The organism is Herbiconiux moechotypicola, from assembly GCF_024979255.1.
In the GTDB taxonomy this organism is placed as follows: Bacteria; Actinomycetota; Actinomycetes; order Actinomycetales; family Microbacteriaceae; genus Herbiconiux; species Herbiconiux moechotypicola.
This window is the reverse complement of the sequence record NZ_JANLCN010000007.1, coordinates 26,137-48,826: the sequence shown is the minus strand read 5'-3', so window position 1 is coordinate 48,826 and position 22,690 is coordinate 26,137. Positions and strand designations below refer to the sequence as shown.

Below are 22,690 nucleotides of genomic sequence, written 5' to 3'. Positions count from 1 at the left end.
ACGGGCTTCGAATCGGGCCACCGGCTGAGTACTGCTTACTTGACGGAACCACCCGCGGCGACGATCTTCTGCTCGGCGGAGCCGGAGACCTTGTCGACCGCGACGGTCAGCTTCACAGCGATGTCGCCCTCGCCGAGAACCTTGACCTTCTCGTTCTTGCGCACCGCACCCTTGGCGACGAGGTCGCTCACGGTGACGTCGCCACCGGTCGGGTAGAGCTCGGCGAGCTTGGCGAGGTTGACCACCTGGTACTCGACGCGGAACGGGTTCTTGAACCCGCGCAGCTTCGGCGTACGCATGTGCAGCGGCATCTGGCCACCCTCGAAGCCGACCTTGACCTGGTAACGGGCCTTCGTGCCCTTGGTACCACGGCCGGCGGTCTTACCCTTCGAGCCCTCACCACGGCCGACGCGGGTGCGCGCCTTCTTGGCCCCGGGGGCGGGACGGAGGTGGTGCACCTTCAGCACGTGCTCACCCGAACCGGCGACCTCGGCGGCCGGCTCGGCCTTCGCGGTGGCGGCGGATGCGGCAGGCGCCTTGGCCTTGGCCGGAGCCTTGGCGGGCTTCTCGGCGGCCGGCTTCTCAGCGGCGGCCTTCGCGGCAGCGGGCGCCTTGGCAGCGGCGGCCTTAGGGGCCGCAGCCTTCTTCGGAGCCGCCTTCGCGGTCTCGTTGGCTTTCTCTTCAGCCATTAGTCAATCTCCTCGACCTTCACCAGGTGTGCGACGGTGCGCACGTACCCGCGGTTCTGGGCGTTGTCTTCACGCACGACGACGTCGCCGATGCGCTTCAGTCCGAGGCTGCGCAGCGTGTCACGCTGGTTCTGCTTCTCGCTGATCTTGGACTTGATCTGGGTCACCTTGAGACTGGTGGCCATCATGCACCTGCCTTCGCTGCGAGGGCGTCGGCCTCGGCACGCACGAGGCGGGCCGGGGCGACCTCGTCGAAGTCGAGCCCACGACGGGCGGCGACGGCACGCGGCTCTTCGAGCTGCTGCAGCGCCTCGACGGTCGCGTGCACGATGTTGATCGTGTTCGACGAGCCGAGCGACTTCGAGAGGATGTCGTGGATGCCGGCGCACTCGAGGACGGCGCGCACCGGCCCACCGGCGATAACACCGGTACCGGCGGCGGCGGGGCGCAGGAGCACCACACCGGCGGCCGCCTCACCCTGCACCGGGTGAGGGATGGTGTTGCCGACGCGAGGCACGCGGAAGAAGTTCTTCTTGGCCTCCTCGACACCCTTGGAGATCGCGGTCGGAACCTCGCGGGCCTTGCCGTAGCCGACACCCACCAGGCCGTTGCCGTCGCCGACGACCACGAGAGCGGTGAAGCTGAAGCGACGACCACCCTTCACGACCTTCGAGACACGGTTGATGGTCACGACGCGCTCGAGGAACTGGCTCTTCTCGGCGTCGCGGCTGCCGCGGTCGCGGTTGGGGTTGCGCTCGCGACCACCCCGACGGGCCTCACGCGGCTCGCTCTGGTTCGAGCCCGAAGACGCGGCGGTCTCGACGGGCGTCTCGGTGACTGCTGCCACGTCCTGCTCCTTGTTGTTGTCGGTGCTCACAGGCTCAGACCGCCTTCCCGGGCTCCGTCGGCGATGGCCGCGACGCGACCGGCGTAGCGGTTGCCGCCGCGGTCGAACACGACGGCCTCGATGCCGGCCGACTTGGCGCGCTCAGCGACCAGCTCACCGACCTTCTTGGCCTTGGCGGTCTTGTCGCCGTCGAAGGCGCGCAGGTCGGCCTCGAGGGTCGACGCCGACGCGAGGGTGTGACCCTTGCTGTCGTCGACGACCTGCACGAAGACGTGGCGGGCCGAACGGGTGACGACCAGGCGGGGGCGCGCTGCGGTGCCCTCGACCTTCTTGCGGAGTCGCGCGTGCCGGCGGTCGCGGGCGGCGGACTTCGACTTTCCTCTTGTGACAGTAGCCATGGTTACTTACCACTCTTTCCGGCCTTGCGGCGAACGACCTCGCCGGCGTACCGCACACCCTTGCCCTTGTAGGGCTCGGGCTTGCGCAGCTTGCGAATGTTGGCGGCAACCTCACCGACGGCCTGCTTGTCGATGCCGTTGACCGTGAGCTTGTTGTTGCCCTCGACGGTGAACGTGATGCCCGCGGGGGGCTCGACGGCGACGGGGTGCGAGAAGCCGAGGGCGAACTCGACGCCGGTGCCCTTGGCAGCCACGCGGTAACCGGTGCCCACGACCTCGAGGCTCTTGGAGTAGCCCTGGGTCACACCGATGATCTGGTTCGCGATGAGGGTGCGGGTGAGCCCGTGCAGCGAACGCGAGGTGCGCTCGTCGTCGGGGCGGGTGACCAGCACCTGGTTCTCCTCGATGGAGGCGGCGATGGGGGTCGCGATGGTGAGCGCGAGCTCACCCTTCGGGCCCTTGACCTGCACCTGCTGGCCGTCGATGGTGACGGTCACGCCGGCAGGGATGTCGATGGGGAGACGTCCGATTCGTGACATTGTCGGTTACCACACGTAGGCGAGGACTTCCCCACCCACGCCCTTCTTGCTCGCCTGACGGTCCGTGAGGAGCCCCGAGGAGGTGGACAGGATGGCGACGCCGAGCCCGCCGAGAACCGTGGGGATCTCGGTCGACTTCGCGTAGACGCGGAGTCCGGGCTTGGAGACGCGCTTGATACCGGCGATGGAACGCTCGCGGTTGGGGCCGAACTTGAGGTTCAGCGTGAGGGTCTGGCCGACGCGGGCGTCGCTGACCTCCCAGCCGGAGATGTAGCCCTCGGTCTTGAGGATCTCGGCGATGTGGCCCTTGAGCTTCGAGTGCGGCATCGACACGGTGTCGTGGTGCGCCGAGTTCGCGTTGCGCAGACGGGTCAGCATGTCTGCGACCGGATCTGTCATTGTCATGGTGGTGTGCCTTTCGCGCCTGGTTTCGACACCCTTTACGAGGATGCCGACCTGGGTCGTCGTGGATGGGTGGTGCTAGTTGGTGGTGCTGTCGCCCGACTTGAACGGGAAGCCGAGCGCCTTGAGCAGCGCACGACCCTCGTCGTCGGTCTTCGCGGTGGTCACGACGGTGATGTCGAAACCACGCACGCGGTCGATCTTGTCCTGGTCGATCTCGTGGAAGACCGACTGCTCGGTGAGACCGAAGGTGTAGTTGCCACGGCCGTCGAACTGCTTGTCCGAGAGGCCGCGGAAGTCGCGGATGCGGGGAAGCGCCAGCGAGAGCAGGCGGTCGAGGAACTCCCAGGCGCGGTCACCACGGAGGGTGACGTGGGCGCCGATGGGCTGGCCCTCGCGCAGCTTGAACTGCGCGATGGACTTGCGGGCCTTGGTGACCTGCGGCTTCTGGCCGGTGATCGCGGTGAGGTCCTTGACCGCACCGTCGATGACCTTGCCGTCGCGCGCGGCCTCGCCGACGCCGGTGTTCACGACGACCTTCACGAGGCCGGGCACCTGGTGCACGTTCGTGAACCCGAACTCCTTGGTGAGGGAGTCGACGATCTCGTTGCGGTACTTCTGCTTCAGGCGCGGCTGGATCTTGCCAGCCGGCGCGGCAGTGTCGATGCTCATCAGAGGTCTTTTCCTGACTTCTTCGCGTAACGAACGCGGACCGTCTTGGTGACGCCGTCCTTCGTGACTTCTTCGGTGCGGTGGCCGACGCGGGTCGGCTTCTTGGTCTCGGGGTCGACGATCGCGACGTTGGAGACGTGGATGGGGGCCTCGACGGTCTCGATGCCACCGGTCTTCGTGCCGCGCTGGGTCTGGCCCACGCGCACGTGCTTGGTGACGAAGTTCACGCCCTCGACGACCACGCGGTCCTGCTCGACGAGCACCTCGATCACGCGACCCTGCTTGCCGCGGTCTCCGCCGCGGGCCTGGGTGGCGCCCGAGATGACCTGGACCAGGTCGCCCTTCTTGATGTTTGCCATGGTTTAGATGACCTCCGGTGCCAGCGAGATGATCTTCATGAACTTCTTGTCACGGAGCTCACGGCCGACCGGGCCGAAGATACGGGTACCACGGGGGTCTCCGTCGTTCTTCAGGATCACCGCGGCGTTCTCGTCGAACTTGATGTAGGAGCCGTCGGGACGACGGGTCTGCTTGACGGTGCGGACGATGACGGCCTTGACCACGTCGCCCTTCTTGACGTTTCCGCCGGGGATGGCGTCCTTGACGGTCGCGACGATGACGTCGCCGAGACCTGCGTAGCGACGGCCGGAGCCACCGAGCACACGAATCGTCAGGAGCTCCTTGGCGCCGGTGTTGTCGGCGACCTTGACTCGGGATTCTTGCTGCAGCATGTTACTTCGCCTTCTCCAGGATCTCGACCAGGCGCCAGCGCTTGGTAGCGCTGAGCGGACGGGTCTCGCTGATGACGACCAGGTCGCCGATGCCGGCGCTGCCGGCCTCGTCGTGCGCCTTCACCTTGGAGGTGCGGCGGATGACCTTGCCGTACAGCGGGTGCTTCACGCGGTCCTCGACCTCGACGACGATGGTCTTCTCCATCTTGTCGCTCACCACGTAGCCGCGGCGGGTCTTACGGTAGCCACGGGCTCCCGCGTCCTTCACGTCGTGGGCGGCCGACTCGTGTCCGGCTTCCGCGACCTTCTCTTCGGTCTTAGCCATTACTTGCTGGCCTCCTCGGTCTCGGCGACGGCCGGGGCGTCAGCCTCAGCAGCCTTCTTGGACTTCTTGGTCGCCTTGGCCGGGGCCTCGACGGGGGCGGGGGTGGCACGGATGCCGAGCTCCCGCTCGCGGATGACGGTGTAGATGCGCGAGATGTCGCGCTTGACGGCACGGAGACGGCCGTGGCTCTCGAGCTGGCCGGTCGCCGACTGGAAGCGCAGGTTGAACAGCTCTTCCTTGGCCTTGCGAAGCTCCTCGATGAGACGGGAGTCTTCAAAAGTGTCGAGCTCTGCCGGGGCGAGCTCCTTGGATCCGATCGCCATTACGCGTCGCCCTCCTCGCGCTTGATGATGCGTGCCTTCAGGGGCAGCTTGTGGATTGCACGGGTGAGTGCCTCGCGAGCGATGGTCTCGTTGACCCCGCTCAGCTCGAAGAGCACACGGCCCGGCTTGACGTTGGCGACCCACCACTCGGGCGAACCCTTACCGGAACCCATGCGGGTCTCGGCCGGCTTCTTCGTGAGCGGACGGTCGGGGTAGATGTTGATCCACACCTTTCCGCCACGCTTGATGTGACGGGTCATGGCGATACGAGCGGACTCGATCTGACGGTTGGTCACGTAGGCGGGGGTGAGGGCCTGGATGCCGTACTCACCGAAGTTCACCGTGGTGCCGCCGGTGGCCTGGCCACTACGGCCGGGGTGGTGCTGCTTGCGGTGCTTGACTCGACGGGGGATAAGCATGATTACGCCTCAACTCCTGCTGCGACCGGTGCGTCCGCCTTGGGGGCGGAGTTACGGCGCGGACGGTCGCGGTCGCCGCGCTCGGGGCGCGAGGACTTCTGGTTGGCCTGCTCGCGAGCGAGCTCCTTGTTGGTGATGTCGCCCTTGTAGATCCACACCTTCACACCGATGCGGCCGAACGTCGTCTTGGCCTCGTAGAAGCCGTAGTCGATGTTGGCGCGGAGGGTGTGCAGGGGCACGCGGCCCTCGCGGTAGAACTCCGAGCGGCTCATCTCGGCGCCGCCGAGACGGCCCGACACCTGGATGCGGACACCCTTGGCGCCGGCGCGCTGCGCGCCCTGCAGACCCTTGCGCATCGCGCGACGGAAGGCCACGCGGGCGGTGAGCTGCTCGGCGATGCCCTGCGCCACGAGCTGAGCCTCGGCCTCGGGGTTCTTCACCTCGAGGATGTTCAACTGGATCTGCTTGCCGGTGAGCTTCTCGAGGTCGGCGCGGATGCGCTCGGCCTCGGCGCCGCGGCGGCCGATCACGATGCCCGGGCGGGCGGTGTGGATGTCGACGCGGACGCGGTCGCGGGTGCGCTCGATCTCGATCTTGGCCACGCCGGCGCGGTCGAGCGAGGTCTTCAGTAGGTTGCGGATCTTCACGTCCTCAGCGAGGTAGTCGCTGTAACGCTGGCCCTTCTTCGTGCTGTCGGAGAACCAGCGCGACACATGGTCGGTGGTGATGCCGAGACGGAAGCCGTACGGATTGACTTTCTGGCCCATTACTTGCTCGCCTTCTTGCTCGCGGCGGCGACATCGGCTTCGTCCGGCGTGGCCAGGACGATGGTGATGTGGCTGGTGCGCTTGTTGATGCGGAACGCGCGTCCCTGAGCACGGGGCTGGAAGCGCTTGAGCGTGGTGCCCTCGTCGACGAACGCCTTGGCGACGAACAGGTCCTGCTCGTCGAGGTACTCGTTCGAGGCGTCGGCCTTGACCCGGGCGTTGGCGATCGCCGAGGCGACCAGCTTGTACACGGGCTCCGAAGCGCCCTGCGGGGCGAACTTCAGGATGGCGAGCGCCTCGACGGCCTGGCGGCCGCGGATGAGGTTGACGACGCGACGGGCCTTCTGGGGGGTGACGCGGATGTGTCGCACGCGGGCGATCGACTCCACCATTTCTCTTCCTCCTTCACGTCACCGCGGTTAGCGGCGACGGCCCTTCTTGTCGTCCTTCACGTGTCCACGGAAGGTGCGGGTCGGGGCGAACTCGCCCAGCTTGTGACCCACCATGGTCTCGGTGATGAACACCGGGATGTGCTTGCGGCCGTCGTGCACGGCGATCGTGTGACCCAGGAAGTCCGGGATGATCATCGAGCGACGCGACCAGGTCTTGATGACGTTCTTCGAACCGGCCTCGTTCTGCGCGACGACCTTGCGGTACAGGTGGTCGTCGACGAAGGGGCCCTTTTTGAGACTGCGTGGCATTTTCTAGACTCCTACTTGCGCTTCTTGCCGACGGTCCGACGACGCACGATGAGCTTGTCGCTTTCCTTGTTGGGGTGGCGGGTACGGCCCTCGGCCTGACCCCAGGGGCTGACGGGGTGACGACCACCGGAGGTCTTGCCCTCACCACCACCGTGCGGGTGATCGACCGGGTTCATGGCGACACCACGCACGGTCGGGCGGATGCCCTTCCAGCGGCTGCGGCCGGCCTTGCCCCAGTTGATGTTGGACTGCTCGGCGTTGCCGACCTCGCCGATGGTGGCGCGGCAGCGGGCGTCGACGTTGCGGATCTCACCCGACGGCAGACGCAGCTGCGCGTAGGGGCCGTCCTTCGCCACGAGGCGCACCGAGGTGCCGGCGGACCGGGCCATCTTGGCGCCCCCGCCCGGCTTCAGCTCGATCGCGTGGATGACGGTACCGGTGGGGATGTTGCGCAGCGGCAGGTTGTTGCCGGGCTTGATGTCGGCGCCGGCGCCCGACTCCACGATGTCGCCCTGGGCGAGCTTGTTCGGGGCCAGGATGTAGCGCTTCGTGCCGTCGACGAAGTGCAGCAGCGCGATGCGGGCGGTGCGGTTGGGGTCGTACTCGATGTGAGCGACCTTGGCGTTCACGCCGTCCTTGTCGTTGCGACGGAAGTCGATCACGCGGTACTGGCGCTTGTGGCCACCACCGATGTGACGGGTCGTGATGCGGCCCTGGTTGTTGCGGCCGCCGGTCTTGGCGAGCGGGCGCAGCAGCGACTTCTCGGGGGTCGAGCGGGTGATCTCGGCGAAGTCGGCGACGGATGAACCGCGGCGACCCGGAGTCGTGGGCTTGTACTTGCGAATAGCCATGTCTTTATTCCTCTAGCTTCCGTGCCTACTAGCCGACGGCCGTGAAGATGTCGATGGAGCCGGACTTGAGGGTGACGATCGCGCGCTTGGTGTCCTTGCGCTTGCCCTGCCCGAAGCGGGTGCGACGGGTCTTGCCCTGACGGTTCAGCGTGTTGATCGAGGCGACCTCGACCTTGAAGATCTTCTCGATGGCGAGCTTGATCTCGGTCTTGTTCGAGCGCGGGTCGACGATGAAGGTGTACTTGCCCTCGTCGATCAGGCCGTAGCTCTTCTCGGAGACGACCGGGGCGAGGATGATGTCGCGCGGGTCCTTGTTGAAGGCTGCGTTGCTCATGCGGAAACCTCTTCCTTCTTGGTCTTCGACGCGACGAAGGTGTCGAAGGAGCCCTTGGTGAAGACGATGTCGTCGGAGACGAGGACGTCGTAGGCGTTGAGCTGGTCGGCGGGGAGCACGTGCACGCTCGGGATGTTGCGCACGCTCTTGTAGCCCGCCTCGTCGTCGCGCTCGACGACCACGAGGAAGTTCTTCGAGGTGGCGACGGTGGCGAGGAACTCGTTCACGGCCTTGGTCGACGGGGCCTCGCCCGCGACGAGCGACTCGACGACGTGCACGCGGCCGCCGCGAGCGCGGTCGGACAGTGCACCGAGGAGAGCGGCAGCGATCATCTTCTTGGGGGTGCGCTGCGCGTAGTCGCGGGGCACGGGACCGTGGACGATGCCACCACCGGTCATCTGAGGAGCACGGATCGAGCCCTGACGAGCGCGACCGGTTCCCTTCTGCTTGAACGGCTTGCGGCCGGCACCGGAGACCTCACCGCGACGCTTGGTCTTGTGGGTTCCCTGGCGGGCGGCGGCGAGCTGCGCGACGACGACCTGGTGGATGAGCGGGATGTTGGTCTGCACGTCGAAGATCTCGGCGGGCAGCTCGACCGAGCCGGCCGACTTGCCCGAGAGGCCGAGGACGTCGACCTTGGTGGTTGCGGTAGCCATGAACTACGCCCCCTTCACTGCGTTGCGGACGAAGACGAGACGGCCCTTGGCGCCGGGCACGGCGCCCTTGACCAGCAGGAGACCCTTCTCGGCGTCGACCGAGTGGATGACGAGGTTGAGCACGGTCACGCGCTCGCCGCCCATACGGCCGGCCATGCGCATGCCTTTGAACACGCGGCTGGGGGTCGAGGAGGCGCCGATGGAACCGGGCTTGCGGTGGTTGCGGTGCGCACCGTGCGAAGCGGAGACGCCCTTGAAGTTGTGGCGCTTCATCACACCGGCGAAGCCCTTGCCCTTCGAGGTGCCCACGACGTCGACCTTCTGGCCGGCTTCGAAGACGCCCTCGGCGGTGAGCTCCTGGCCGACGGTGTAGTCGGCCGCATCCGCGGTGCGGATCTCGGTGAGGTGGCGACGGGGGGTGACACCCGCGGCGGCGAAGTGGCCGGTGGCCGGCTGGTTGACCTTGCGCGGGTCGATCTGGCCTGCGGCGATCTGGACGGCCGAGTAGCCGTCCTTCTCCGGGGTGCGGATCTGGGTGACGACGTTGGGGGTGACCTCGACGACGGTGACCGGGATGAGACGGTTGTTCTCGTCCCACACCTGGGTCATGCCGAGCTTCTTGCCGAGCAGGCCCTTGGAGGTCTTAGCGGTGGTAGCCATTGCTTAGTCCTGGTCCTTCCGCGCTCAGAGCTTGATCTCGATGTTGACGTCGGCCGGGAGGTCGAGGCGCATCAGCGAGTCGACGGCCTTGGGCGTCGGGTCGATGATGTCGATGAGGCGCTTGTGGGTGCGCATCTCGAAGTGCTCGCGGCTGTCCTTGTACTTGTGAGGCGAACGGATCACGGCGACCACGTTCTTCTCCGTCGGGAGCGGCACGGGGCCGACGACGGTGGCTCCTGCGCGCGTGACCGTGTCGACGATCTTGCGTGCCGAGGTGTCGATGACCTCGTGGTCATACGACTTAAGTCGAATGCGGATCTTCTGTCCCGCCATGTGTGACTCTCTCTCTTTCTTACGCGTCATACAGCCTCGACTGCATCGGACGCACCGCTGTTCTGCTTTCAAGCACGCACACGCACGACTCTCCCGAAGAAGGTGTGGGGTGCGATTAAGCTGTGTTCTGCTGTCTGCGGCCTAACCGACTCGGAGGATGACCTCACCGGGCTATGCACTGCCAAGACAGTGATCCAGGCACGCAGAGCGGCCCGAAATGTTGAACTAGAAGAGTTTGCCACATCCCGGCGGTACTTGCAACCCGGGCGTGTCGCGCATCAGGACGCCGATCCCGCCCCGAATCGGAGGACCGCCGACGCCGCCCTCTCGAGCTCGATCCCGTACGACGGTCCGTGCCCCACGGCGTGCACCGCGAGCGGGAAGAGCTGGTGCATCGGCACCCGTCCCGCCCATCCTGGAGCCAGCGGAGCGGCCTTGTCGTAGCCCGCGAGGATGTCGTCGACGAAGGGCGCCCCGAAGAGCACGAGCATGGCCAGATCGGTCTCGCGATGGCCCCCGTGGGCTGCCGGATCGATCAGCACGACCCCGGTCTGCGTCCACATCACGTTGCCCGACCACAGGTCCCCGTGCACGCGCGCCGGCGGTTCGCCGTCGTCGAAGATGCCGGAGCGGATGAGGTCGCACGCCCGGGCGACCGTGCGATAGCCCTCGGCCGTGAGGTTGCCTCTTCCCACCGCTTGTTCGGCGTAAGGCATCACCCGTTCGAGCACATAGAAGTCACTCCATTGCTCGTGCTCGCGCACGGACATCTCGCGGCGGCCGATGAAGCTAGGGCCTTCCCACCCTGCAGGAGGCGAGCCGAAGGCGGGCGCACCCGCGCGGTGCGTCACGGCGAGCAGCTCCCCGAATCGGCGTGCCGCCTCGCGACTCGGCCGCGCGCTCGTCAGCTCTTCCAAGTCGATCCGGTCGGGCCCGACCCGCTCCACCTTCACACAGCGCGCGCCACCCGCCTCGGCCAGCCAGGCGAGTCCTGCTGCCTCGGCCTCGAAGAAGCCGTCCGGCGCAGAGGGGTCGAGCTTGGTGAACACGGTTCCACGCTAGGCGCATCAGGTTTCGGCCTCGTGTCGGGCAACGAACAACCTGGAGGCCTGTTCGGCCAGAGATCTCTCACGGGACACAGAACGCTCTCACGGGAGACCCGGGGCCCAGTCGTCAAAATACGCCGGTCGCTCACGGCCTGGCTCTGTTCGCAGCGCCTGGCGGCGGGCCTCCCGTAAGAACGATTGCCCCCTGCTCTCCGACATCACAATGCAGCCATCGTCTTAGCCAGAGGAGCCGGCAGGACTGCGCGGGTTCTCCGTCCCGTAATCTGTCAGAAGCGCATCCGTTTCTGCCCGCACTGCGGCGGCCGACTCGTCATCGATACGAGCCAGGATGCGTTCCTGCAGCGGAATGGCCGCCTCGATCGTCGCGTAGCCACCGCCAGCGCCCACGACGGCTTCTACCGCCTGCATGATGAGCCAGAGTGCAGCATCGGAGTCCTCGTCCGATATCGCCGATGCAAGCTCGAGGGAAAGCGCAGCCACCGAGAAGCGATCGTCGATTGCCCGGAACCTGTCGATCGCGTGCTCGTAGGACCGCCGCGCTGCGACGTGCCGATGCTGCCTTGCATTGCGGCGTGCTTCTGCAACCAGTCTCCACGCCGTCGCTGGATCCGAATGGGTCACAGACGCATCATACACGAGCAATCCTCGCCCTTGGTGTTTCCTGGCGGACGCACGTGAAAGCTGGATTTCTGCGGAGCACGCGCACCACCGACTTGGCCGAGCTTCGAGGCGTCGATCGTCGCTCCTGACGGGTTTTGGTGGGCTGCGGGCCGCTGTGGGGGAGGCTCACTGCGGCCGCGGCCGTGCCGTGCAGGGTGTGGAAGTCTTCGGCTGCGAGCCCTCCGCCCGTGCGCTCACTCACGTACTCGTGGACAGCCTGTCGGCCAGAACGCTCTCACGGGAGACCCGGGGCCCAGTCGTCAAAATACGCCGGTCGCTCACGGCCTGGCTCTGTTCGCAGCGCCTGGCGGCGGGCCTCCCGTAAGAACGATTGCCCCTATTGTGCGCCCCTCCCCCACCAAAACAAGTCTTGACTTCACGGCCTCACCGTGGGTCACTCGTAGTCGTGGATTGCTCATCATCATGAATCCGGCGCTCTGGAACACGCTCTACGGAGCCTGCCTGGTCGATATCCGCCGCCACGGTGCCACGGCCGTCGTGCGCCTGGAGCGCGGGGAACGCACAACGCGGTTCGAGGGCGTGGCCGTCGTGCGCCTCTACGGGGTCGAGCGTCTCGGCTTCTGGCTCCATCCCTCCGGGGCGTGGCTCCCGCAGGCAGTGGCGGCTTCCGGCCGCTTCAGCATCTCGGAGGCGCAGCTGGTCGACGGGAGCCTCACGGTGAACGGGATGCTCGAGGAGACGGGCGCCCTCGTCGACCTCGAGTTCGTGCACGACGGCGCGGTCGTCGAGTGGGTTGCCGCCGGGTCGGCTCAGGAGTAGAGGAGGGCCCGGAGTTCCGACTCGGCGGAGTCGAGGCGGGACGGGTCGATGGTAGCGCCCGCGGTGTAGTGGTCGATCAGCCGGGGGTCGACATAGCTCTTCTTCGCGATGGCCGGCGTGTTGCCCAGCACGACTGCGGCGTCGCGCATCGCCTGGGCGAGAGCGCGGGTGCGGGCCGTCTTGGTCATCTCCGGTCCGCGGCGCGCCAGGCTCACGGCGGCTGCGAGGGTGCCGTGGAGGGTACGGAAGTCCTTCGCGGTGAACTGGCCGCCGGTGCGCTCGCGCACGTAGTCATTGATCTCGGCCGGATCGACCGGGTGCCAGCGCGCCCCGCTCTTCCAGGCCAGCAGGCGCGCCTGCGGGCCGCGGCGCTTGAGGCTGCGCACCACGTGCGCGAGGTCGGCATCGTGGATCTCGGACGACCACTCCTCCCCGCTCTTGGCGGGGAACTCCAGCGCCACGACCTCGCCTGAGACGTGCGCGTGCTCCCCCAGCAGGCTGGTGAGTCCGTAGCTGCCGTGCTGCTCGGCGTAGCGCTCGTTGCCGACCCTCAGGGAGCCGGTGTCGAGCATCCGGAAACCCGCCGCCAGGGCACGCTCCCGCGGGTACCCCTCCCGGCGGAGATCGATCGTGACGAGCCGGCGCGCCACAGGCAACGACTCGGCCAGCGCGAGCGAGCGGTCGAACTTGATGCGATCCTTCTGTTCGCGCCAGGTCGGATGGTAGATGTACTGGCGGCGGCCGGCGCCGTCGATACCCGTGGCCTGGATGTGCCCGTTGGCGTAGGGAGCGATCCACACATCGGTCCAGGCGGGCGGGATGGCGAGATGCTCGATGCGCGCCCGCAGCTCCGGGTCACGGACGGTGTCGCCGTCGTCGCTCCGATAGGTGAATCCTGTTCCGGCTCTGAGGCGGCGGATGCCGCGACCCGAGGAGTCCGAGCGGCGAAGACGTGGCATCCTTCGATCTAACCCCGAACACGACGAAAGGGCCGCACCCTGAGGTGCGGCCCTTTCGGTGAAGCGGTGTTACTTGAGGATCTTGGTGACGGTACCGGCACCCACGGTGCGGCCACCCTCACGGATGGCGAAGCCGAGGCCCTCCTCCATCGCGATCGGCTGGATCAGCGAGACCGAGATGTCGGTGGTGTCGCCGGGCATGACCATCTCGGTGCCCTCGGGCAGCGTGATGACGCCGGTGACGTCGGTGGTGCGGAAGTAGAACTGCGGACGGTAGTTCGTGTAGAAGGGGTTGTGGCGGCCACCCTCGTCCTTCGACAGGATGTACGCGGTGCCCTCGAACTCGGTGTGCGGGGTGACCGAACCGGGCTTCACGACGACCTGGCCGCGCTCGACGTCTTCGCGCTTGGTGCCGCGGAGGAGCAGACCACAGTTCTCGCCGGCCCAGGCCTCGTCGAGCTGCTTGTGGAACATCTCGATACCGGTGACCGTGGTCTTCTGCGTCGGGCGGATGCCGACGATCTCGACCTCGGAGTTGATGGCGAGGGTACCGCGCTCCGCACGGCCGGTGACGACGGTTCCACGACCGGTGATCGTGAAGACGTCCTCGATCGGCATGAGGAAGGGCTTGTCCTTGTCGCGCACCGGGTCGGGGATCGACTCGTCGACGGCGTCCATGAGGTCGAGGATGGACTGGGTCCACTTCTCGTCGCCCTCGAGGGCCTTCAGGCCCGAGACGCGCACGACGGGGGCGTCGTCGCCATCGAAGTTCTGGCTCGAGAGCAGCTCGCGGACCTCGAGCTCGACGAGCTCCAGGATCTCCTCGTCGTCGACCATGTCGGCCTTGTTGAGTGCGACCAGCAGGTAGGGCACGCCGACCTGCTTGGCGAGCAGCACGTGCTCACGGGTCTGCGCCATCGGGCCGTCGGTGGCGGCGACCACGAGGATCGCGCCGTCCATCTGGGCCGCGCCGGTGATCATGTTCTTGATGTAGTCGGCGTGACCGGGGGCGTCGACGTGAGCGTAGTGACGCTTCGGGGTCTCGTACTCGACGTGCGAGATGTTGATCGTGATGCCGCGCTGACGCTCCTCAGGAGCGGAGTCGATCGACGCGAAGTCGCGCTGCACGTTGGTGGCCGACGGGAACTTGTCCGCCAGAACCTTCGAGATCGCCGCGGTGAGAGTGGTCTTACCGTGGTCGACGTGACCGATCGTTCCGATGTTGACGTGCGGCTTGGTCCGCTCGAACTTGGCCTTAGCCACTTGGTCCTCCTCAGGACTGTCATGCCGGACACCGGATGCTGGATGCATCCGGAGTCAGGCGGGGGTGTGTTGATATGTTACGCGAACCTACGAGGCCCGCAGAACTCGGGAGTTACTCGCCCTTGTTCTTCTGGATGATCTCGTCGGCCACAGCCTTCGGGACCTCGGCGTAGCTCTCGAAGGTCATCGAGTACACCGCACGGCCCGACGTCTTGGAGCGAAGGTCACCGATGTAACCGAACATCTCCGACAGCGGAACGTGAGCACGCACGACCTTGACGCCGGAGGCGTCCTCCATCGACTGGATCTGGCCGCGGCGGGAGTTCAGGTCGCCGATCACGTCGCCCATGTACTCCTCGGGGGTGCGCACCTCGACCGCCATGAGCGGCTCGAGCAGCACGGGGCTGGCCTTGCGGGCAGCCTCCTTGAACGCCATGGAGCCGGCGATCTTGAACGCCATCTCCGAGGAGTCGACGTCGTGGTACGCGCCGTCGATGAGGGTGGCCTTGACGCCCACCATCGGGTACCCGGCGAGCACACCGACCTGCAGCGCATCCTGGATACCGGCGTCGACCGAGGGGATGTACTCGCGGGGAACGCGACCACCGGTGACCTTGTTCTCGAACTCGTACACCGTCTCGGCGGTGACCTCGAGCGGCTCGATGGCGATCTGCACCTTCGCGAACTGACCGGAACCACCGGTCTGCTTCTTGTGGGTGTAGTCGTGGCGCTCGACGGTCTTGCGGATGGTCTCGCGGTAGGCCACCTGGGGCTTGCCGACGTTGGCCTCCACGTTGAACTCGCGCTTCATGCGGTCGACGAGGATGTCGAGGTGGAGCTCGCCCATGCCCTTGATGACCGTCTGACCGGTCTCCTGGTTCTGCTCGGTGCGGAACGTGGGGTCTTCTTCGGCGAGCTTCTGGATGGCGACACCCAGCTTCTCCTGGTCGGCCTTGGTCTTCGGCTCGATGGCCACCTCGATCACGGGCTCCGGGAAGGTCATCGACTCGAGCACGACCTGGTTGTTCGGGTCGGACAGGGTGTCACCGGTGGTGGTGTCCTTCAGGCCGATGACCGCGTAGATGTGACCGGCGGTCACCGAGTCGACCGGGTTCTCCTTGTTGGAGTGCATCTGGAAGATCTTGCCGATGCGCTCCTTCTTGCCCTTGGTGGAGTTCATCACCTGACCACCCGACTCGAGCTGGCCCGAGTAGACGCGCACGTAGGTGAGACGACCGAAGAACGGGTGCACCGCGACCTTGAACGCGAGAGCCGCGAACGGGTCTTTCGGGTCGGGGTGGCGCTCGATGATGATCTCTTCGTCGCGGATGTCGTGACCCTCGGTGGCGGGCACGTCGAGCGGCGACGGCAGGTAGTCGACCACCGCGTCGAGCATGGGCTGCACGCCGCGGTTCTTGAACGCCGACCCGCAGAGCACCGGGTAGAGCTCCGAGTTGACCGTCATCTTGCGGATGGCGCCCTTGATCTCGGCGACCGTGAGCTCCTCACCGCCGAAGAACTTCTCGAGCAGCTCGTCGTCGCTCTCGGCGACGGTCTCGAGCAGCACCTGGCGGTACTCCTCGGCCTTCTCCTTGAGGTCGGCCGGGATCTCCTCGATCTCGTACTTGGCGCCCATCTGCACGTCACCCTTGGCGTCGCCGCGCCAGGTGAGCGCACGCATCTCGACCAGGTCGACGACGCCCTCGAAGGAGGACTCCGCGCCGATCGGGAGCTGGATCACCAGGGGCTTCGCGCCGAGGCGGTTGATGATGGTGTCGACCGTGAAGTAGAAGTCGGCGCCCAGCTTGTCCATCTTGTTGACGAAGCAGATGCGGGGCACGTTGTACTTGTCGGCCTGGCGCCACACGGTCTCGGACTGGGGCTCCACGCCCTCCTTGCCGTCGAACACCGCGACCGCACCGTCGAGCACGCGGAGCGAACGCTCCACCTCGACCGTGAAGTCGACGTGACCGGGGGTGTCGATGATGTTGATCTGGTTCTTGTTCCAGAAGCAGGTGGTGGCGGCGGAGGTGATCGTGATGCCACGCTCCTGCTCCTGCGCCATCCAGTCCATCGTCGCCGCACCGTCGTGGACCTCACCGATCTTGTGGGTGATGCCCGTGTAGAACAGGATGCGCTCGGTGGTGGTGGTCTTGCCGGCATCGATGTGGGCCATGATGCCGATGTTGCGGACCTTGTTCAGGTCGGTGAGCACGTCCTGTGCCACGGATTCCTCCGATAGGTAGAAAAGGGAAAGAGCGGGAGGCGCCGCGCGCCGCAGGGGCTACCAGCGGTAGTGCGCGAAGGCCTTGTTCGACTCGGCCATCTTGTGGGTGTCTTCGCGGCGCTTGACCGCGGCACCGAGGCCGTTCGAGGCGTCGAGGATCTCGTTGGTGAGACGCTCGGTCATGGTCTTCTCGCGGCGGGCCTTCGCGTAGGTGGTGAGCCAGCGCAGCGCGAGGGTGTTCGCACGGTGCGGCTTGACCTCGATCGGCACCTGGTAGGTCGAGCCACCGACACGGCGGCTGCGCACCTCGAGGGTGGGACGCACGTTGTCGAGAGCCTTCTTCAGGGTGACGACGGCATCCTGGCTGTTCTTCGCGGCGACACCCTCGAGGGCGTCGTAGACGATGCGCTCAGCGGTGGCCTTCTTGCCGTCGAGGAGGATCTTGTTGACGAGCTGGCTGACGATCTGTGCGCCGTAGACCGGGTCGGCGACCACGGGGCGCTTCGGGGCGGGACCCTTGCGAGGCATTACTTCTTCTCCATCTTCGCGCCGTAACGGCTGCGAGCCTGCTTGCGGTTCTTCACGGCCTGCGTGTCGAGCGCACCGCGGATGATCTTGTAGCGCACACCGGGGAGGTCTTTCACACGCCCGCCGCGCACGAGCACCATCGAGTGCTCCTGGAGGTTGTGGCCCTCGCCGGGGATGTAGGCGGTGACCTCGGTGCCGTTCGACAGCTTGACGCGGGCGACCTTGCGAAGCGCGGAGTTCGGCTTCTTGGGGGTGGTGGTGTACACACGGGTGCACACGCCGCGCTGCTGGGGGTTGGCCTTCAGGGCGGGCGCCTTGGTCTTGGTGACCTTGGGGCTGCGACCCTTACGGACCAACTGCTGAATGGTTGGCACTACTTGCTCCTTGTTTTCGTAACGCTTGGTGTCAGTGTTCGCATGACGCCGGATGGCGTGTCGGATGCGGTTGGACCCACCGGCGGTACAAAATGGCTCTGGTATCGCTGGTTGGTGGAGCAGTGGGAACTTTCGTTCTGCTTCGCTCTAAATCTGGGCATGCAAGTATGCACACACCCGGAAAATGATAGCCCCCGTTTGCCCTTCGGTCAAATGTCGCGCTGCTGCCACTCGGCGTAGGCTGCGGCGTTCGCCGTCTTCACCCTGCGCCCGCGCGCGGCGATCACCGCGCCTGTCCAGATCGACACCTCGCGGGCGATGATGGCACCCGCCAGCGTGAGCGGGTCCATCGTGAGCGAGCGGACGAAGTCGTACTGCTCCTGCGGCTGCCATCCCCAGGCCTGCACGTGCACCAGGGCACCCGCTATCCCGCCGACGTACACCAGCACCGCCACCACGAAACCGCCGAGCACGTAGGCCCACCAGCCTGCCCGGTTGACGATGAGCACGATCAGGATGAGCGAGACCGCGAACACGACCACCGGCACGATGAACGCGGCACTGGCCAGGAACGATCCGAACGCCGCCAGACCGGCGGCTCCCGGGACGTTGAGGGTGACGATCACGAACGCCACGGCCGCGAACACCGCCGCGAACACGACCGTACCCGCCAGCGCGAGAAGCGTGCCGCCCCCGCGGTTGCCCCGGGGCGTGGGAGCCACGGGAGCGACCGGCTGGGGAACCGGCTGATACTGCGCGTACGCGACCTCGCCCACGGGCGCCGCGGCAGGCACGGCCGCATACGCGGCGGGCTCGGGATCGGGGTAGGCGGCCGGCTCCGACGAGGTGACGTAGGGACCGCCGATGGGCTGGCGCTCGTAGGCCACGACGGCCTGCTCCGCCACCGGCGCCCCGGTCTCGGTCACGACGTACGGCCCGCCGATGGGGGCCCTGGTCTGCCCGTCAGCGGGCGACGGGGCCTGCTCCACCACGGCGGGCTCCTCGACGACCGTCTCCTCGACCACCGGTGTCGCGCGGTCGGGGGTGAGGTCGCGCGAACCCGTCGGCTCCCACCCCGGGATCGCCGGCATCGGCGGGGTGGACGGGGCGGCCGGCTCGGCCGGGGTCGCCGCACTCTCCGGAAACTCCGGCTTGTCGTCTCGGCGTTCGTCGCTCATGGCGTCACTGTACCAAGACGCACGCAGAAGGGCCCCCCACCATGCGGTGAGGAGCCCTTCTGATCTCCGGTGCGGATCGACCGTCCGCCGGCGCCTAGTTGTAGGTGCCGGGGGTGTAGTCGTCCGAGCTGAAGCTGTCGAAGTCGACGAAGGAGAGGTCGGCCTCCGAGAACACCGAGTCATCCGTGAAGATGCGGTTCGGGTAGCGCTCGGCCTTGGCCTCCTCGGTGGCCTCGACGGTGACGTTGCGGTACTTCTGGAGACCGGTTCCGGCCGGGATCAGCTTTCCGATGATCACGTTCTCCTTCAGGCCCACCAGCGGGTCGGACTTGCCCTCCATGGCGGCCTGCGTGAGAACACGCGTGGTCTCCTGGAACGACGCGGCCGACAGCCACGACTCGGTCGCGAGCGAGGCCTTGGTGATACCCATGACCTCCTGGCGAGCCGAAGCGGGCTTCTTGCCCTCGGCGAGAGCGGCGCGGTTCACCTCGGTGTAGCGCGACCGGTCGACGAGCTCACCGGGCAGCAGGTCGGTGTCGCCGTGCTCGACGACGGTGACCTTGCGCAGCATCTGGCGCACGATGACCTCGATGTGCTTGTCGTGGATCGGCACACCCTGCGAGCGGTAGACGCCCTGCACACCGCCCACGAGGTGCTTCTGCACCTCGCGCACGCCCTTGACCCGCAGGACCTCCTTGGGGTCGACGGCGCCGACGATGAGCTGCTGCCCGAGCTCCACGTGCTGCCCGTCCTCGATGAGGAGGGTGGCACGCTTCAGCACCGGGTAGGCGATCGGCTCGTCGCCGTTGTCGGGCGTGAGGATCACCTTGCGGCTGCGGTCGGTGTCTTCGATGGTGACGCGGCCGGCGGCCTCGACGATGGGCGACGCACCCTTGGGGGTGCGGGCCTCGAAGAGCTCCTGCACGCGGGGCAGACCCTGCGTGATGTCGTCGGCCGAGGCCGAACCACCGGTGTGGAAGGTGCGCATGGTGAGCTGGGTACCGGGCTCACCGATCGACTGGGCCGCGATGATGCCCACGGCCTCGCCGATGTCGACGAGGTTGCCCGTGGCCAGCGAACGGCCGTAGCAGGTGGCGCAGACGCCGACCGCCGACTCGCAGGTGAGCACCGAGCGCACCTTGATGGTGCGCACGCCGGCCGCGACCAGCTTGTCGATGAGCACGTCTCCGACGTCGTCACCGGCCTCGGCCACGACCTCGCCCGCCTCGTTCACGGCGTCGGCCGCGAGCGACCGGGCGTAGACCGAGTTCTCGACGTTCGAGTCGCGCACCCAGACGCCCGGGGCCTCCTCGATCGCGATCGGCAGCTCGAGACCGCGCGAGGTGCCGCAGTCGGTCTCGCGGATGATGACGTCCTGCGACACGTCCACCAGACGACGGGTGAGGTACCCGGAGTCGGCGGTGCGGAGCGCGGTGTCGGCGAGACCCTTGCGGGCACCGTGGGTGGCGATGAAGTACTCCGCCACCGACAGGCCCTCGCGGTACGAGGAGATGATCGGGCGAGGGATGATCTCACCCTTCGGGTTGTTCACGAGGCCTCGCATACCGGCGATGTTGCGCACCTGCAGCCAGTTACCACGGGCACCCGAGGTGACCATCCGGTTGATCGTGTTGTCGGCCGGGAAGTTCGCGCGCATGGCTGCGGCGACCTCGTCGGTGGCCTTCGTCCAGATCTGGATGAGCTCCTGGCGACGCTCGAGGTCGGTCGTGAGACCCTTCTCGAACTGCGCCTGCACCTTGGCGGCCTGCTTCTCGTAGCCGGCGACGATCTCGCGCTTCGTGGGAGGCGTGAGGATGTCGCTGAGCGCCACCGTGACACCCGAGCGGGTGGCCCAGTAGAAGCCGGCGTCCTTGATGCGGTCGAGCGAGGCCGCGACCTCCACCTTCGGGTAGCGCTCGGCGAGGTCGTTGACGATCGCCGAGATGGTGCCCTTGTCGGCCACCTGCTGCACGAAGGGGTAGTCCTCGGGCAACGCCTCGTTGAAGAGCGCGCGGCCGAGGGTGGTGTCGAGCAGGATGACCCCGCCGTCGTAGCCCTCGGGACCGGTGCCCTCGGCGAAGTGCACGCCGCTCATCCGGATCTTCACCATCGCGTTGAGGTCGAGGGTGCCCTGGTCCTTCGCCAGGATCGCCTCGGAGACGCTCGAGAACGCGCGGCCCTCGCCGGTCGCCCCCTCCTTCACCGTGGTGAGGTGGTGCAGACCGATGATCATGTCCTGGGTCGGCAGGGTGACCGGGCGGCCATCCGACGGCTTCAGGATGTTGTTCGACGCGAGCATCAGGATGCGCGCCTCGGCCTGGGCCTCCACCGACAGGGGCAGGTGCACGGCCATCTGGTCACCGTCGAAGTCCGCGTTGAACGCGGCGCAGACGAGCGGGTGCAGCTGGATCGCCTTGCCCTCGACCAGCTGGGGCTCGAAGGCCTGGATGCCGAGACGGTGCAGCGTGGGCGCGCGGTTGAGCAGCACGGGGCGCTCGCGGATGATCTCCTCGAGCACGTCCCACACCTGCGGGCGCGAACGCTCCACCATGCGCTTGGCGGCCTTGATGTTCTGGGCGTGGCTCAGGTCGATCAGGCGCTTGATGACGAACGGCTTGAAGAGCTCGAGCGCCATCTGCTTGGGCAGACCGCACTGGTGCAGCTTCAGCTGCGGGCCGACGATGATGACCGAACGGCCCGAGTAGTCGACGCGCTTGCCGAGCAGGTTCTGGCGGAAACGACCCTGCTTTCCCTTGAGCATGTCGCTCAGAGACTTCAGGGCGCGGTTGCCGGTACCCGTGACGGGGCGACCGCGGCGGCCGTTGTCGAACAGGGCGTCGACGGCCTCCTGCAGCATGCGCTTCTCGTTGTTCACGATGATCTCGGGGGCGCCGAGATCGAGCAGACGACGGAGGCGGTTGTTGCGGTTGATCACGCGGCGGTAGAGGTCGTTCAGGTCGCTGGTCGCGAAGCGGCCACCGTCGAGCTGCACCATCGGGCGCAGCTCCGGCGGGATGACCGGCACCACGTCGAGCACCATCGCGGCCGGCGAGTTGCCGGTCTGCAGGAAGGAGTTCACCACGCGCAGACGCTTGATGGCGCGGATCTTCTTCTGACCCTTGCCCTCGGCGATCTGCAGGTGCAGCGTGTCGGACTCGGTCGCGAGGTCGAACGCCTCCAGGCGCTTCTTGATGGCCTCGGCGCCCATGTAGGCCTCGAAGTACATGCCGTAGCGGTCCTGCAGCTCGTGGAAGATCGCGTCCTCGGGCTTCAGCTCGCCCACCTTGAGGCCGCGGAAGTCCTCCCACACGCGCTCGAGCTGGGAGATCTGGTCGTCGTAGGCCTTGCGGGTCTGCGCCATCTCCTTCTCGGCGCCGTCCTTGGTGCGGCGCTTCTGGTCGGCCTTCGCACCCTCGTTCTCGAGTTCGGCGAGGTCGGCCTCGAGGCGCGACAGGCGGTCGGCGATGCGGGCGTCACGCTGGTCGGCGAGGGTCTTGATCTCGAGGCGCAGCTCGTTCTCGAGACCGGGCATGTCGTCGTGACGGCCCTCCTCGTCGACCGAGATGATCATGTACGCCGCGAAGTAGATGACCTTCTCGAGGTCTTTCGGCGCCATGTCGAGCAGGTAGCCGAGCCGCGACGGCACACCCTTGAAGTACCAGATGTGCGTGACCGGGGCGGCGAGCTCGATGTGGCCCATGCGCTCACGGCGCACCGACGACTTCGTGACCTCCACGCCGCAGCGCTCGCAGACGATGCCCTTGAAGCGCACGCGCTTGTACTTGCCGCAGGAGCACTCCCAGTCGCGGCTCGGGCCGAAGATCTGCTCGCCGAAGAGGCCGTCCTTCTCCGGCTTCAGCGTGCGGTAGTTGATGGTCTCGGGCTTCTTGACCTCACCGTGCGACCACTTGCGGATGTCGTCGGCCGTCGCGAGGCCGATCCGCAGCTCGTCAAAAGTTGTTGCGTCGAGCAATTTTCCTTCTCTCCTTGGAAAAAGTCGTAATCAG

The 22,690-nt window shown here is 66.8% G+C and carries 30 protein-coding genes; 1 reads left to right on the top strand and 29 read right to left on the bottom strand.

Annotation, left to right across the window (positions count from 1 at the left end):
- Positions 1–35: 35 nt before the first annotated feature.
- The 22 genes from rplO to N1031_RS12215 all read right to left on the bottom strand — a co-directional run bounded on the left by rplO (position 36) and on the right by N1031_RS12215 (position 11,335).
- Positions 36–689 (bottom strand): 50S ribosomal protein L15, encoded by a 654-nt coding sequence (rplO, locus tag N1031_RS12320; protein ID WP_259479966.1) that lies wholly within the window; start codon positions 687–689, stop codon positions 36–38.
- A complete protein-coding gene (gene rpmD, locus N1031_RS12315; protein WP_022897975.1) occupies positions 689–874 on the bottom strand; it encodes a 50S ribosomal protein L30 in 186 nt (61 codons plus the stop codon). Before rpmD ends, rplO begins: the two co-directional genes overlap by 1 nt.
- On the bottom strand, positions 874–1,536 hold the full coding sequence (rpsE, locus tag N1031_RS12310) for a 30S ribosomal protein S5 (protein WP_259479964.1): 663 nt from the start codon (positions 1,534–1,536) through the stop codon (positions 874–876). The genes rpmD and rpsE overlap by 1 nt, the downstream gene beginning before the upstream one ends.
- 26 nt (positions 1,537–1,562) lie before the next feature.
- Positions 1,563–1,934: a 50S ribosomal protein L18 gene (gene rplR / locus N1031_RS12305; RefSeq protein ID WP_259479962.1), complete on the bottom strand. Its 372-nt coding sequence runs from the start codon at positions 1,932–1,934 to the stop codon at positions 1,563–1,565.
- 2 nt (positions 1,935–1,936) lie between these two features.
- Positions 1,937–2,473: a 50S ribosomal protein L6 gene (gene rplF, locus N1031_RS12300; RefSeq protein WP_259479959.1), complete on the bottom strand. Its 537-nt coding sequence runs from the start codon at positions 2,471–2,473 to the stop codon at positions 1,937–1,939.
- 6 nt (positions 2,474–2,479) lie between these two features.
- On the bottom strand, positions 2,480–2,878 hold the full coding sequence (gene rpsH, locus N1031_RS12295; protein ID WP_259479957.1) for a 30S ribosomal protein S8: 399 nt from the start codon (positions 2,876–2,878) through the stop codon (positions 2,480–2,482).
- A 75-nt stretch (positions 2,879–2,953) separates the two neighbouring features.
- Positions 2,954–3,547, bottom strand: a complete 594-nt coding sequence (gene rplE, locus N1031_RS12290; protein WP_259479955.1) for a 50S ribosomal protein L5 — start codon at positions 3,545–3,547, stop codon at positions 2,954–2,956.
- Complete coding sequence (rplX, locus tag N1031_RS12285; RefSeq protein ID WP_259479953.1) at positions 3,547–3,906, bottom strand: 50S ribosomal protein L24; 360 nt, start codon at positions 3,904–3,906, stop codon at positions 3,547–3,549. Before rplX ends, rplE begins: the two co-directional genes overlap by 1 nt.
- A gap of 3 nt (positions 3,907–3,909) precedes the next feature.
- Positions 3,910–4,278 (bottom strand): 50S ribosomal protein L14, encoded by a 369-nt coding sequence (rplN, locus tag N1031_RS12280; protein WP_022897968.1) that lies wholly within the window; start codon positions 4,276–4,278, stop codon positions 3,910–3,912.
- A 1-nt stretch (position 4,279) separates the two neighbouring features.
- A complete protein-coding gene (gene rpsQ, locus N1031_RS12275; protein ID WP_259479949.1) occupies positions 4,280–4,603 on the bottom strand; it encodes a 30S ribosomal protein S17 in 324 nt (107 codons plus the stop codon).
- A complete protein-coding gene (gene rpmC, locus N1031_RS12270; protein ID WP_259479947.1) occupies positions 4,603–4,926 on the bottom strand; it encodes a 50S ribosomal protein L29 in 324 nt (107 codons plus the stop codon). The genes rpsQ and rpmC overlap by 1 nt, the downstream gene beginning before the upstream one ends.
- The gene (rplP, locus tag N1031_RS12265; protein WP_259479945.1) at positions 4,926–5,345 is read right to left on the bottom strand and encodes a 50S ribosomal protein L16; all 420 of its coding nucleotides are present in this window, start codon (positions 5,343–5,345) and stop codon (positions 4,926–4,928) included. Before rplP ends, rpmC begins: the two co-directional genes overlap by 1 nt.
- A 2-nt stretch (positions 5,346–5,347) precedes the next feature.
- A complete protein-coding gene (gene rpsC, locus N1031_RS12260) occupies positions 5,348–6,112 on the bottom strand; it encodes a 30S ribosomal protein S3 (protein WP_259479944.1) in 765 nt (254 codons plus the stop codon).
- Positions 6,112–6,504 carry a 50S ribosomal protein L22 gene (gene rplV / locus N1031_RS12255; RefSeq protein WP_259479943.1) on the bottom strand — a complete coding sequence of 131 codons (393 nt, stop codon included), beginning with the start codon at positions 6,502–6,504 and terminating at the stop codon, positions 6,112–6,114. The genes rpsC and rplV overlap by 1 nt, the downstream gene beginning before the upstream one ends.
- Before the next feature lie 27 nt (positions 6,505–6,531).
- Positions 6,532–6,813 carry a 30S ribosomal protein S19 gene (rpsS, locus tag N1031_RS12250; protein WP_259479941.1) on the bottom strand — a complete coding sequence of 94 codons (282 nt, stop codon included), beginning with the start codon at positions 6,811–6,813 and terminating at the stop codon, positions 6,532–6,534.
- A gap of 11 nt (positions 6,814–6,824) precedes the next feature.
- On the bottom strand, positions 6,825–7,664 hold the full coding sequence (rplB, locus tag N1031_RS12245; RefSeq protein ID WP_259479940.1) for a 50S ribosomal protein L2: 840 nt from the start codon (positions 7,662–7,664) through the stop codon (positions 6,825–6,827).
- A gap of 28 nt (positions 7,665–7,692) precedes the next feature.
- Positions 7,693–7,998, bottom strand: coding sequence for a 50S ribosomal protein L23 (gene rplW / locus N1031_RS12240; RefSeq protein ID WP_259479938.1), 306 nt, complete (start codon positions 7,996–7,998; stop codon positions 7,693–7,695).
- The gene (gene rplD / locus N1031_RS12235) at positions 7,995–8,654 is read right to left on the bottom strand and encodes a 50S ribosomal protein L4 (RefSeq protein WP_259479936.1); all 660 of its coding nucleotides are present in this window, start codon (positions 8,652–8,654) and stop codon (positions 7,995–7,997) included. Before rplD ends, rplW begins: the two co-directional genes overlap by 4 nt.
- A gap of 3 nt (positions 8,655–8,657) precedes the next feature.
- Positions 8,658–9,314, bottom strand: coding sequence for a 50S ribosomal protein L3 (rplC, locus tag N1031_RS12230; protein WP_259479933.1), 657 nt, complete (start codon positions 9,312–9,314; stop codon positions 8,658–8,660).
- A 24-nt stretch (positions 9,315–9,338) separates the two neighbouring features.
- Positions 9,339–9,647 (bottom strand): 30S ribosomal protein S10, encoded by a 309-nt coding sequence (gene rpsJ / locus N1031_RS12225; RefSeq protein ID WP_022895514.1) that lies wholly within the window; start codon positions 9,645–9,647, stop codon positions 9,339–9,341.
- 278 nt (positions 9,648–9,925) lie between these two features.
- Positions 9,926–10,696 (bottom strand): fructosamine kinase family protein, encoded by a 771-nt coding sequence (locus N1031_RS12220; protein WP_259479929.1) that lies wholly within the window; start codon positions 10,694–10,696, stop codon positions 9,926–9,928.
- Positions 10,697–10,930: 234 nt separating this feature from the next.
- Positions 10,931–11,335, bottom strand: a complete 405-nt coding sequence (locus N1031_RS12215) for a hypothetical protein (RefSeq protein ID WP_259479928.1) — start codon at positions 11,333–11,335, stop codon at positions 10,931–10,933.
- A gap of 462 nt (positions 11,336–11,797) precedes the next feature.
- On the opposite strand from N1031_RS12215, the gene N1031_RS12210 reads away from it, so the two are divergent.
- Positions 11,798–12,154: a hypothetical protein gene (locus N1031_RS12210; RefSeq protein ID WP_259479927.1), complete on the top strand. Its 357-nt coding sequence runs from the start codon at positions 11,798–11,800 to the stop codon at positions 12,152–12,154.
- Here N1031_RS12210 and N1031_RS12205 read toward each other — a convergent pair.
- From N1031_RS12205 to rpoC, 7 genes are all read right to left on the bottom strand, one after another.
- On the bottom strand, positions 12,145–13,113 hold the full coding sequence (locus N1031_RS12205) for a DNA topoisomerase IB (protein ID WP_259479926.1): 969 nt from the start codon (positions 13,111–13,113) through the stop codon (positions 12,145–12,147). The two genes, N1031_RS12210 and N1031_RS12205, sit on opposite strands and share 10 nt — an antisense overlap.
- Before the next feature lie 69 nt (positions 13,114–13,182).
- Positions 13,183–14,376, bottom strand: coding sequence for an elongation factor Tu (tuf, locus tag N1031_RS12200; protein ID WP_259479925.1), 1,194 nt, complete (start codon positions 14,374–14,376; stop codon positions 13,183–13,185).
- 112 nt (positions 14,377–14,488) lie between these two features.
- Complete coding sequence (fusA, locus tag N1031_RS12195) at positions 14,489–16,603, bottom strand: elongation factor G (RefSeq protein ID WP_310795690.1); 2,115 nt, start codon at positions 16,601–16,603, stop codon at positions 14,489–14,491.
- A 57-nt stretch (positions 16,604–16,660) separates the two neighbouring features.
- On the bottom strand, positions 16,661–17,131 hold the full coding sequence (rpsG, locus tag N1031_RS12190; protein WP_259479924.1) for a 30S ribosomal protein S7: 471 nt from the start codon (positions 17,129–17,131) through the stop codon (positions 16,661–16,663).
- On the bottom strand, positions 17,131–17,505 hold the full coding sequence (rpsL, locus tag N1031_RS12185) for a 30S ribosomal protein S12 (RefSeq protein WP_022889720.1): 375 nt from the start codon (positions 17,503–17,505) through the stop codon (positions 17,131–17,133). Before rpsL ends, rpsG begins: the two co-directional genes overlap by 1 nt.
- 209 nt (positions 17,506–17,714) lie before the next feature.
- Entirely contained in the window at positions 17,715–18,683 is a 969-nt protein-coding gene (locus tag N1031_RS12180; protein WP_259479923.1) for a hypothetical protein, read from the bottom strand.
- 94 nt (positions 18,684–18,777) lie between these two features.
- Positions 18,778–22,656 (bottom strand): DNA-directed RNA polymerase subunit beta', encoded by a 3,879-nt coding sequence (rpoC, locus tag N1031_RS12175; protein ID WP_259479922.1) that lies wholly within the window; start codon positions 22,654–22,656, stop codon positions 18,778–18,780.
- Positions 22,657–22,690: the final 34 nt, after the last annotated feature.